6 protein-coding genes are annotated in these 12269 nt (G+C 65.5%); 2 read left to right on the forward strand and 4 right to left on the reverse strand.

What is annotated here, in order from left to right; genetic code table 11:
* Positions 1-46: 46 nt before the first annotated feature.
* Complete coding sequence (gene uvrA / locus AC07XP_RS16165) at positions 47-5797, reverse strand: excinuclease ABC subunit UvrA (RefSeq protein ID WP_495265272.1); 5751 nt, start codon at positions 5795-5797, stop codon at positions 47-49.
* Between the two features lie 185 nt (positions 5798-5982).
* Here uvrA and AC07XP_RS16170 point away from each other — a divergent pair, with 185 nt between their 5' ends.
* Entirely contained in the window at positions 5983-7113 is a 1131-nt protein-coding gene (locus AC07XP_RS16170) for an ABC transporter substrate-binding protein (protein WP_495265244.1), read from the forward strand.
* A gap of 176 nt (positions 7114-7289) precedes the next feature.
* On the opposite strand, the gene AC07XP_RS16175 is transcribed toward AC07XP_RS16170, so the two are convergent.
* The gene (locus AC07XP_RS16175) at positions 7290-8390 is read right to left on the reverse strand and encodes an MFS transporter (RefSeq protein WP_495265245.1); all 1101 of its coding nucleotides are present in this window, start codon (positions 8388-8390) and stop codon (positions 7290-7292) included.
* Positions 8391-8398: 8 nt separating this feature from the next.
* Positions 8399-11323 carry a T6SS effector BTH_I2691 family protein gene (locus tag AC07XP_RS16180; RefSeq protein ID WP_495265246.1) on the reverse strand — a complete coding sequence of 975 codons (2925 nt, stop codon included), beginning with the start codon at positions 11321-11323 and terminating at the stop codon, positions 8399-8401.
* Positions 11324-11837: 514 nt separating this feature from the next.
* Between AC07XP_RS16180 and AC07XP_RS16185 the strand changes: the two genes are divergently transcribed.
* Positions 11838-11972 carry a hypothetical protein gene (locus AC07XP_RS16185; RefSeq protein WP_495265247.1) on the forward strand — a complete coding sequence of 45 codons (135 nt, stop codon included), beginning with the start codon at positions 11838-11840 and terminating at the stop codon, positions 11970-11972.
* A gap of 16 nt (positions 11973-11988) precedes the next feature.
* Here AC07XP_RS16185 and AC07XP_RS16190 read toward each other — a convergent pair whose 3' ends face one another.
* On the reverse strand, positions 11989-12177 hold the full coding sequence (locus AC07XP_RS16190) for a hypothetical protein (RefSeq protein ID WP_056577413.1): 189 nt from the start codon (positions 12175-12177) through the stop codon (positions 11989-11991).
* Positions 12178-12269 lie beyond the last annotated feature (92 nt).

Consider the following 12269-nt stretch of genomic DNA (forward strand, 5'->3'; position numbering starts at 1 on the left):
GCGAAGCGGTGCGGCGAATTTCCCGCACCTTCAACGCACAACGTTATCAACGCGCCAGAACAGGCGCCAGCGCCACCCCGGTGTGCGTACCCAATCGCACCACCTCCTCCGGCGGCGCCGCCGCCACGATGCGCCCGCCGGCGTTGCCGCCCTCGGGTCCGAGGTCGAGAATCCAGTCGGCTTCGGCGATCAGGTCGAGGTCGTGCTCGATCACCACCACGCTGTGGCCGCCGTTCACCAGCCGGTGCAGCACGTGGATCAGCTTCTCGACGTCGGCCATGTGCAGGCCCACGGTCGGCTCGTCGAGCACGTACAGCGTGTGCGGCGCCTTCTGACCGCGGCGGGTGATGTCGTCGCGCACCTTGCTCAGTTCGGTCACCAGCTTGATGCGCTGCGCCTCGCCGCCCGACAGCGTGGGCGACGGCTGCCCCAGCGTGAGGTAGCCCAGGCCCACGTCCTTCAGCAGCTGCAGCGGATGCGCGATGTTGGGCATGCTGGCGAAGAACGCCACCGCCTCGTCGACCTCCATCTTCAGCACGTCGCCGATGCTCTTGCCGCGCCAGCTCACGGCCAGCGTCTCGGGGTTGAAGCGCGCGCCGTGGCAGACCTCGCAGGGCACCTTCACGTCGGGCAGGAAGCTCATCTCGATGGTGCGCACGCCCGCGCCTTCGCAGCCCGGGCAGCGGCCTTCGCCGGTGTTGAAGCTGAAGCGCGCCGGGCCGTAGCCGCGCGCCTTGGCCTCGAGGGTGTCGGCGAAGAGCTTGCGGATGGTGTCCCAGAAACCGATGTAGGTGGCGGGGCAGCTGCGCGGCGTCTTGCCGATGGGCGTCTGGTCGACCTCGAGCACGCGGTCGATGACCTCGTAGCCGTCGACGCCGCGGCAGCCGACCCAGGCCGGGCGCTTGCCCGCGGCATCGGCGTCACGGCCGGCCTTGGTCATGCGCTGCACCACGATGCCCTGCACGCTGGCCAGCAGCACGTCGCGCGCGAGCGTCGACTTGCCCGAGCCGCTCACGCCCGTGACCACCACGAGGCGGTGCAGCGGCAGCGTGGCGGTCACGTCCTGCAGGTTGTGCAGGTCGGCGCCGTGCACGGTGAGCCAGTTGCCGCTGTCTTCGACCTTCGGGTCGGGCGAGGGAATGAGGCGGCGCGCCTGCAGCGGATGCTTGATGGCATCGCGCAGGTAGCGGCCGGTCTGCGAATCGCCGGCCTTCTGGATGTCGGCCACCGTGCCCTCGGCCACGAGGCGGCCGCCGCGCTTGCCGGCACTCGGGCCGATGTCGATGATGTGGTCGGCACGGCGGATGGTGTCTTCGTCGTGCTCCACCACCACCAGCGTGTTGCCCTTCTCGCCGAGCTTGTGCAGCGCGTTCAGCAGGATCTGGTTGTCGCGCGCATGCAGGCCGATGGTCGGCTCGTCGAGCACGTAGCACACGCCCTGCAGGTTGCTGCCCAGTTGCGCCGCCAGGCGGATGCGCTGCGCCTCGCCGCCCGAGAGCGTGGGCGCGCCACGGTCGAGCGTGAGATAGCCCAGGCCCACCTCTTCGAGGAATTCGAGGCGGCTCTTGATCTCGGGCACGAGGTCGCGCGCGATCTCGGCTTCGCGGCCGTTGAGCACCAGCCCTTCGAACCACTGGCGCACCTCGGTCACGCTCATGCGCGCCAGCTGCGTGATGCCGATGCCGCCCGAGCCGTCGGCCGCGGTGCCGAAGCCCACGGCGCGCGCGGTGGCGTTCAGGCGCGTGCCTTCGCAGGTCGGGCAAGCCACGTCGGCGAGGTCTTCGACCTCGGGCTCGGCGAAGGTCTGTTCGCGGCCCTTGCTGTCGTCGTCGCGGATCGAATCGTCGAAGACCTTGCGCTGGTCCTTGCTGAGCTTCACGCCCGTACCCACGCAGTCGGGGCACCAGCCGTGCTTGCTGTTGTAGCTGAACAGGCGCGGGTCGAGCTCGGCGTAGCTGGTGCTGCACACCGGGCAAGCGCGCAGCGTGGAGAACACCTGCACGCGGCCGATGCCCACGGCGGACACGCCGGCCATCATGGCGGCGCGCAGGCCGTCGAGTTCGCTCAGCACATGCACCACGCCCTTGCCGTGCTCGAGCGCCTTGGTGAGCGCCGCGCGCAGCTCGTTCTCCTGCGAGGGCAGCACGTCGAGGCTGGCCACCGGCAGCTCGATGCTGTGCTCCTTGAAGCGGTCGATGCGCGGGAAGCCCGTGGTCGGCAGGAAGTCGCCGTCCACGCGCAGGTGCGTGAAGCCGCGCGGGCGCGCCCAGTCGGCCAGCTCGGTGTACACGCCCTTGCGGTTGCTCACCAGCGGCGCGAGCAGGCCGATGTGCTGGCCCTTGAAGTTGCGCATCAGCTGCGCGGCGATGCTGTCGGGCGTCTGCGGCTGCACGGCGGCGCCGTCGTGCACGCAGTGCTGGATGCCCAGCTTCACGTACAACAGGCGCAGGAAGTGCCACACCTCGGTGGTGGTGCCCACCGTGCTCTTGCGGCCGCCGCGCGACAGGCGCTGCTCGATGGCCACGGTCGGCGGAATGCCGTACACCGCGTCCACCTCGGGCCGGCCCGCGGGCTGCACAATGCTGCGCGCATAGGCGTTGAGCGATTCGAGGTAGCGGCGCTGGCCTTCGTTGAACAGGATGTCGAACGCCAGCGTCGACTTGCCCGAGCCGCTCACGCCCGTCACCACGCTGAACTTGCCGCGCGGAATGTCCACGCTGAGGTTCTTCAGGTTGTGCTCGCGCGCATTGACGATCTCGATGGCGTTGCCGCCGGGCGCGGTCTTCGCGTTGGCGATGTAGCGCCGCGCGGCGCGCTCGGCCACCTTGTAGGCACCGGGGCCGACGGCCAGTTCGTAGTCGGCCAGCGCCGCGCCGGTGAGCGAGGCGCGGTTCTCGCGCAGCTGCTCGGGCGTGCCTTCGGCCACCACCTGGCCGCCGCCCTCGCCGCCCTCGGGGCCGAGGTCGATGAGCCAGTCGCTGGCGCGGATCACGTCCAGGTTGTGCTCGATGACGATGAGCGAATGGCCGGCGTCGAGCAGCTTGCGCAGCGCGCGCATGAGCCGCGCGATGTCGTCGAAGTGCAGGCCGGTGGTCGGCTCGTCGAACAGGAACAGCGTGCCCTTGCGCGCCACCATCTGGCGGCTCGCGGTCGCGCTCTTGGCCGCTTCGGCCAGGAAGCCCGCGAGCTTCAGGCGCTGCGCCTCGCCGCCCGAGAGCGTGGGCACGGGCTGGCCGAGCTTCACGTAGTCCAGGCCCACGTCGACGATGGGCTGCAGCACGCGCAGCACGTCGCGGTCGGTGTCGAACAATGCCGCGGCCTCGGCCACGGTGAGCTCCAGGATGTCGGCCACGTTGTAGCCGCGGCCCTTGCGCTCGATCTTCACTTCGAGGATCTCGGGTCGGTAGCGCTTGCCGTCGCAGTCGGGGCAGCGCAGGTACACGTCCGACAGGAACTGCATCTCGACGTGCTCGAAGCCCGAGCCGCCGCAGGTCGGGCAACGCCCGTCGCCGGAGTTGAAGCTGAACTTGCTCGCCGTGTAGCCGCGCTGGCGCGACAGCGCCGCGGTGGCGAAGATTTCACGGATGGCGTCCCACGCGCCCACGTAGCTCGCGGGGTTGGAGCGCGCGGTCTTGCCGATGGGCGACTGGTCGACGAACACCACGTCGCCCAGGTGATCGGCGCCGAGCATGCGGTCGTGCGCGCCCGGCGTCTCGGTGGCCTTGCCGAAGTGGCGCATGAGCGCGGGTGCCAGCACGTCCTGGATCAGCGTCGACTTGCCCGAGCCGCTCACGCCGGTCACGCACACGAGGCGCGCGAGCGGAAAGTCGACCGTGATGTTCTTCAGGTTGTGCTCGCGCACGCCTTCGAGGATGAGCCGGTGCGTGTTCTCGCTCACGAGCCGCTTGAAGCCCATGCCGATCTTCTTGCGCCCGCCCAGGTACTGGCCGGTGAGCGTGTCGGCGTCGCGCAGCTGGTCGGTGCCGCCGTCGAACACGATCTGCCCGCCGCGCGCGCCGGGGCCGGGGCCCATGTCGATCACGCGGTCGGCCGCGAGCATCACGGCCGGGTCGTGCTCGACCACCACCAGCGTGTTGCCGGCATCGCGCAGGCGCAGCATGGCCTCGGTGATGCGGTTCATGTCGCGCGGGTGCAGGCCAATGCTGGGCTCGTCGAGCACGAACAGCGTGTTCACCAGCGAGGTGCCCAGCGCCGTCGTGAGGTTGATGCGCTGCACCTCGCCGCCGCTCAAGGTGCGGCTCTGGCGGTCGAGCGTGAGGTAGCCGATGCCCACGTCGTGCAGGTAGCGCAGGCGCGTGGTGATTTCCTCGAACAGCAGCTTCAGCGCCTGCGCCTCGCCTTCGCTGGCAGGGCTGCCGTTGCCGTGGTGCTCCACGCGGTCGAAGAACTTGCGCAGCCGCTCGATGGGCAGCAGCATCAGGTCGTGCAGGCACAGGCCGGGCAGCGCCTCGAGCTGCGCGCGGCTCCACTTCGCACCGGTGGGCAGGAAGCGCTTTTCAGGCGGCAGCACCGCGTCGGCGTCGTCCTTGCTGCCGATGCGCCACAGCAGCGGGTCGAGCTTCAGGCGCGCGCCGCTGCACACGGGGCACGGCGTGTAGCTGCGGTACTTCGACAAGAGCACGCGGATGTGCATCTTGTAGGCCTTGCTCTCCAGGTAGCCGAAGAAGCGGCGCACGCCGTACCACTGCTTGTTCCAGTTGCCGTCCTTGTAATTGGGCGTGCCTTCGATCACCCAATGTTTCTGCTCCTCGGTGAGCTTGTTCCACGGCGTGTCGCGCGGAATGCCGGCGGCCTCGGCGTGGCGCATGAGGTCGTCCTGCGCCTCTTTCCACGCGGGCGTCTGGATGGTCTTGATGGCGCCGGCGCGCAGCGTGAGCTTGTCGTTCGGGATCACGAGCCCCAGGTCGACGCCGATCACGCGGCCGAAGCCGCGGCAGGTGTCGCAGGCGCCCACCGCCGAGTTGAACGAGAACATCGACGGGATGGGGTCGGTGTAGCGGATGTCGCTTTCCGGGCAATGCAGGCCGGTCGAAAACTTCCACACGTCGGTGGGTGCGTTCTCGTCCGCACCGGTCGCGTGCACGGTGACGCGCCCGCTGCCGCGCTTGAGCGCCACCTCGATCGCCTCGACCACGCGCGCGCGCTCCGCGCTCGAGATGCGGAAGCGGTCGGCCACCACGTCGAGCACCTTGCGCGGGCCGGTGGGCGTGGCCACCTCGCGCTCGGCCTGCACGCGCGTGAAGCCGCTGGCCGACAGCCACTGCGTCACTTCTTCGGCCGTGGTGCCGGCCGGCAGTTCGACCGGGAAGGTGATGACGATGCGCGGGTCGCCCGCGGCCGCCGCGCGCTCGGCGATCTGCGCATAGATGCTGTCGGGCGAGTCGTGGCGCACCGGCAGCGCGGTCTCGCGGTCGAACAGCTGGGCCGCGCGCGCGTAGAGCAGCTTCAGGTGGTCGTTCAGCTCGGTCATCGTGCCGACCGTGGAGCGCGAGGAGCGCACCGGGTTGGTCTGGTCGATGGCGATGGCGGGCGGCACGCCCTCCACCTTGTCGACGGCCGGCTTGTCCATGCGGTCCAGGAACTGGCGCGCGTAGGCGGAAAAGGTCTCCACGTAGCGGCGCTGGCCTTCGGCGTAGAGGGTGTCGAACACGAGGCTCGACTTGCCCGAGCCGCTGGGCCCGGTGACCACGGTCATCTCGCCGGTGCGGATGTCGAGGTCGAGGTTCTGGAGGTTGTGCTGGCGCGCGCCGCGAATCCGGATGGAGCCCTGTGTCATGAGTGCCTTGGGGGGTGGGGCAAACATTCTAGGGAGTGCTTCGTGACGCTTTCGCCCACCCCGGCGCATGGGCGGCGCCCGCGCAGGGGTTTGTCTGGATGCGTCCAAAGACACTTTATGAAACAAATGCGACATTTGTTTTCACAATTGTTCAGCGAGTCTCCCGAAGGCTCCGAAAGGCTTTCATGACGAAGAAGAAAGTGGCAGGTTCACGGCACGCGCTCGGCGTGGCCGCCCTGCTGGCGCTGTGCGCAATGGGCGCCTCCGCCCAGATCGTGATCGGCCAGACCGCCGGCATGACCGGCTCGGTGGCCGCGAGCGTCAACGAGACCATCGGCGGCGCGCAGCTGGTGATCGACGCAGCCAACGCCCAGGGCGGCATCCATGGCGAGAAGATCGAGGTGATCCGCATGGACGACGCCTTCGACGTCAAGCGCGCGGGCGATAACGCGCGCGTGCTGATCGAGGACAAGAAGGTGCTCGCGCTCTTCATGAGCCGCGGCACGCCGCACTCGCAGGCCATCATCCCGTACCTGGACAAGAACGAGGTGGCGCTCATCGGCCCCTCGACCGGCGCGATGGTGCTGCACAAGCCGCTGCAAAAGCACGTGTTCAACGTGCGCGCCACCTACCAGCGCGAGGCCGAGAAGGCGGTGCAGCACCTGCTGACCATCGGCCTGACGCGCATCGCCGTGGTCCACGTGACCGACTCGTTCGGCGCCGACGCGCTGCAGGGCGCGATGAACGGCTTCACCAAGGGCAAGGCCCAGCCGATCGCGACCGTGCCGGCCGACCGCGAGAAGCCCGACTACAAGACCATCGTGCCCGCCCTCATGAAGGCCGATGCGCAGGCGGTGGTGTGGATCGGCTCGGGCGTGGCGGTGGTCGACGGCATCAAGGCGCTGCGCGCCGCGGGCTCGGCGGCGCAGGTGGTCACGCTGTCGAACAACGCCTCGTCGGGCTTCATCAAGCAGCTGGGCGACGCCAGCCGCGGCGTGATCGTGACGCAGGTGTTCCCCAGCGAGCGCTCGATGGGCCAGCCGATGGTGAAGGAGGCGCTGACGCTCGCCCGCGCCAAGGGCCAGGGCGAGCTGTCACCGGCCGCGCTCGAAGGCTTCGCCTCGGCCAAGGTGCTGGTGGAGGCCTTGCGCCGCGCGGGCCCCAAGCCCACGCGCGCCAAGGTGCTGGCGGCGCTCGAAAGCCTCAAGGGCTACGACCTGGGCGGCGGGCTCGAGGTGAGCTACTCGCCGCAGGACCACAGCGGCATCGACTTCGCGGACCTCGCGATCATCAGCGAAGGCCGCTTCAAGCGCTGAGCACTGCGCCGCGAAACCCTACTTGGACGATTCACCGGTTGGCATCCGGCGGGCCGCTGCCATTCACCTGAAGACCGCGGTTGTCAAAAGACGCCAGCTGCGCTTGGCGCCTCTTGCGTGCCTGTACGGCGGTTTGCTTGGCGTAACCCAATTCATTCCTGACCATGACTCGATCATCACGATCCCACCTCCCAGCGCAACGGTAGTTCTGGTCCGAGTCCGCGCTCACGCCGCCTTCGACCGCAGTCACTGTTCCACTCGACGGGAAACGTCGGCCAGTAGCAAAGACGTTCGGCCAACGAATGCAAGGGGGCCCAAGGCGCGTTGGCCGCATAGTTGAGTGCCGTCATTCCCGTGATGCCCTTGCCTTCGATCGCGTCACGCCGGTGACTGGCGTGCATGACGTTTTCTTCAAGGTGGCCACCTGAATTGCTGAAGCCCTTGCGCAGCCAATTGTTGAGATCAGGCTGGGGTACGGCCTGCATACCTTGCTCCATGAAGGTGCGGATGTACTGCCAGAGTGGCTCGCCGCTTCCTATGGGGCCAACCCACAGAATGTCTTCGCCCTTTCGCTTGGCGTCGTTGTCGTCCAACGGCGGCCAGTAAAGAACTAGGCTGCCGTCGCCCCTGAAAGCAGACAGCAAACGCTCCTCTCGAGCTTGGGGGTTCTGCTCCAGTTCTTCGGGCATCCACGACTTGGGCGGTGTCCATTGCACATGGGCCTGCACGCGAGACCAATCCAGCACGGCATTGCCGCCGAATTTTTCAGGCCGCAGCACGTAGACCTTTCCGGAGGTGCGATTGAACCGGTAGCGTGGACACAGCGCAGTAAAGAAGATGGCGGTGAAGATGGTCCGCCAAGCGAGGTAGAGGAAAAAACATGCGACCAAGACCAACAGGCCCAGGAACCAATCGAGCACACCGTGCCAATAGAAATATGCCAAAAATGCGCACGCCGGCAAGCAAATCATCAGTCCAGCCATCGTCAACAACATGAACGTCAGTGACCGCAACTCCTCTCCCCCGTTGCTCATTTCGATGAAGTGCTCGTTGAAATCAAACAGCACCCTCTTGCCCGATAGGCTGGGCTTGGAAAAGACAGGCTCTTGCTGTTTTTCCCTGTTCGTTGGCTTAGGCGTATTGAGATCGCGAGGCTTGGGGCCTTCGTGCGGCTCGTAGAACCGCGTGTGCTCGTTGATATCGGCGTAGTAGGCCAGCGCCCTTTGCGTTCCCGTGCTCCGCACTTCCTGGGCGTAACTCAACTCTGTTTTGAACATAGCTCGCTTTACTCCATGTCCGCAATGGCATTGGAGAGCCGCGCAAGCATGTTGTTTTCGCTGGAGTGCGGGTACTCCCGACTGTTGCCTCTTCGGAAGGGCTGGGCTTCCAGCCACACGATCCACTCCTTCTCTTTGAGGTGCTCGATCACAATGGTTGCGGCAATTGTGATCGCTGCACTGACAACGGTCACGCGGGTGCACCAGAGTACGACGTAGGCCCTCTCGTACCAGATCGCGGCACTGATGCTTGCGCTGATGGCGCCAAGACCGGCAACGGAGCGCGCAACATAGGAACGCATGAGATCGCGGTCCCCTTTTCTCCCTGCCTTGGTCGCATCCACCGCATCCCATACCACGCCCCAGATCGAAGCGGCCGCCACATAGTGTGCGGCCCCCACCTTCAGCATGCGAATCTCACTGATGCTGGCCTCGTTCAATTGCGTCAGTCGCTGTATGTAGGTGGCATGGCCCTTTGCAATAGTCGGCGTCTTTGCGGCCAACCCCAATTCAGCCTCTGCCGCTGCGAGCAGCCCCTTTTCGTAGAAACTGTGGTTCATGGTCTGTACGTGCCCCACGACCGTGACCAGCGCCGCAGCAGCCATGGAGCCGGCACGCGGGTCGTCGCCGCGTTCATTGGCGTGCGCAATGACGGGCAGCAGGCTGAATATCTCGATCGAGGCCAGCACCGAAGGCAGCCGTCGCCCCACGGCCAGCTTGTCGGGGCCACCGCTTCTGGCAGTCCAGCGGCTCGCGCGCTCGTCAACCTTTTCTGCGCCACGCAACATCTCACGCTTCAAATTTCGTGCCGCGTCTGACGGGCTCTTGTTGCCCTGATAGACGCGGTTGTCTTGCAATTTTTCCAGTTCGAGTTGCTTGTCCGCGTTCGCCATCTGGGCGGCGTTCTTGCCCAGCCCCGTCGCCATGGCGGTCAGCTGCGCCGCCGCCAGCTTGCGCTCCCACTCGGTGACGGGATACTTTTCCAGGAAGAGCACGACGGCAGAACACCACACGGCATGGATGTTTGCCTCGGCCGTCTTAACGATCTGCTGCAAGGCCCGGACGCGATGCATCGCAGGGATGTTGGGGTTTATGGCTTTCCTGGCGTTGTCGATGATGCTTTGACCGGCCTTGATGGTCTTTGGCACGCGCCCCAGCGCTGCAACCATGTCGGCGTAGGCTTTTTGGCGCCGCATTTTTTCCTCGACGGAAGCGACGGACTCGGCACTGCTGGCCGCCGGCAGGGTATGGGTCAGGCTGGCTATGGCGACCTGCAACTCCTTGGTCACTTCATCGTTGTTGAGGCTGGCCATGCGCCAGACAATGTTCTGGGGAGAGGGGTCGAACAAGTCAAGGCCGCCATACCACTGGCGCCCGCGCGGGCTGGAGTCCATCGGAGAGAGCACGGCGCACAACTGCGCGGCGCAACGCACACCGTCTCCTACGTCCAGGCCATGTTGGTCGCGGCGGTAGCGTCCCAAGCTCTGCTCGTAAAAGGACTTGTGACAAATGCAGGCAATCAAGTCTTCCGTGAGCTTGTCCATCGCATCGTTGCGATCCTTGAGCTGCCTGGCGTGCGCCGCGTCGAACTTCGCCCGCTCGTCTGCGTCGTAGTGGGCCAACGTCTTTGCCATGGCATTCATCCCTTCGATGCTGCTGGCGATGTCGCGGTGGCTCGTCCGGAATCGAATCTGCTCATCGATCTCCTTGATGCGGTTTTGAATAAACACCTTGCCCGGAACCTGCTTGTAGGTGCCGTCTGGTTGACGCTCTTGCATCTGTGCCGGCGGCCATTGGGACAGGCGTTCCAGTTCGGCGCGCCGGGCTTGCAGCTTGTCGGTGCTCTCGTCATACAGGCCCATGGCTTTTTTCTGGAAAGCCCCCTGCATGGTCTTGATGGTCTCAGAGGCTGCCTGCTTCCACTGGTTGGTGACTTTGGGATTCTTGGTGTCGGTACCGTCTATCTCTTTGAGCCATGCGATGTAGGGAACGGCGGCGGTCGGCAGATGCAACGCCAGTTCTTGTGCAACGCCAATGGGGTCTTCGCAGGCAAGCACTGCCCCCTTGTTGGCCTTGAGGTATTCGGCCATTTTTCCAAGGCGTGGGCCATGGGCCACGCGGTACGGCAGATCGACAGTTTCGTGCAAATAGGCACCACTGCGGGCCGGCCCCACTGGGCCTGTTCCTGTCGGGTAGTGGTCGCCGGGATCGGGGCTGGTTTTGTCGGTGCGGTAGCCCTCGGAAACATGCCTGCCGTACTTCACTTCGGTGTGCGTTCCCCATTGGCGCTCGACGCCTGAGCCCATCAGTCCATAGTGTTGCTCGCTACCCGCCTTGAGCAAGGTCTCGTCGGACATGGCCTTGAACTCCATGAGCATGACGTCCAGGGTCGCGGGCAGCATGGTGTCGTCCTGATTGACGTTGCCCTTGGCCCAGCCCGCCACATCGAAACTCTGCATGAACCTTGTCGGCTCTTTGCCGATCACCGTCTTGAGGTGATCGGGGTCAACCGGGTCAGGGTGGAACATGAAATGGAGCTTGGTGATGGCATCGACATCCTTGATCCACACCAGACAGCGGTTGGCGCCCCACTCATTGGGGCGGCAAGCCGGCTCTGCAGATGCATTCTCCGGGTGCTCGATGTCGAACTTGGTGAGATAGCCATGCGGATGCACGGCATAGCCAAGCCACTCGGGATACCGTATCTCCGTTTCCAGCCGGATATACAGATAGCCGGTACGCAGCATGCGAACGTTGCAAATGGAGCCCTTGAGGGTGACACCGCTCGGCCGGGTTTTGAGTGTGCCGGCCGTCTTGAGTGCCTCAAGTGCGGCCATTCCGCTTTGGCTTGCGCTGAAGGCTGCGGCATAGCGCGTAAACAGAATCGGCAGCCCAGTTTGGGAGCACTGGTCGCAGGGGGTTACGTGGGGCATGGGTGTCAGCTTTGAGTTCGAACGGCTTACGCAAAGGATGTCGAGAAACAAGCATCGGGTCGGCGCTTGGTGTCGAGAATCCGGGCGGCGCAGCAACGCACGCACATCATTGGCTGAGATCGTTTGAAGCCTTCTGCCTGCCTGATTGGAGAGCCACGATCTCCGTGACTTTTTTGTTGGCATCAAACGAAGGAAGGTTTCCGGAGTGCAAACGAGAAAAACTCGGCACCCTCCAAGGGAGCGCCACTGCTCCAGTTGATGCTGGTGGCGCTGACCAACTGCAGCAAGTCCGGCTACAGCGCGATCGTTCTGCAACGCATCAAGGTCAACGCGCAGGCGATGCTATGGGTCGGCTGAGGCACTGCGGGCAACAAGCTCTGCAGCGCAGATCACCGCGCTGTCGAACAACGCGGCCGTGGGGTTCATCAAGGAATGGACTAGGACAGCGTAAGCGCGACCATCACGCAGGTGCTCCCGCTGTGAGCGCTCGTTCGGAGATCCGCTGACCACGACGATGCTGACCGTCACCGGGGCAACGGGCCGGAACGACCTGAGCGGCGGGCTCGAGGTGAGCTACTCGCCCCAGGACCACAGCGGCATCGACTTCGCGGACCTCGCGATCATCAGCGAAGGCCGCTTCAAGCGCTGACGCGCGCCCCGTTGCGTTACTTCGCGGCGGAAGCCGCGGCGGCCGGTGCCGATGCGCCAGGCGCCGGCGTGGCCGCCGGTGCGGGGGCGTGCGTCGTGTCGCCGCCGTGCTTCTCGCCGGACATGTCGATCTTGTCGCCGCCCATCGAAATCACATACAGGGCAATGGCGGCGAAGATGACGAAGCCGACAACGATTTTCCACATGGGTACTGTCTCCTGAGAAGTTGCAAAGGGGGAGGAAGAGGGCTCAAGAAAAAGGCCTCATGCCGCGGGGCATGAAGCCTCTTTGTTGAACG

The organism is Variovorax sp. GW531-E2 (assembly GCF_059423125.1).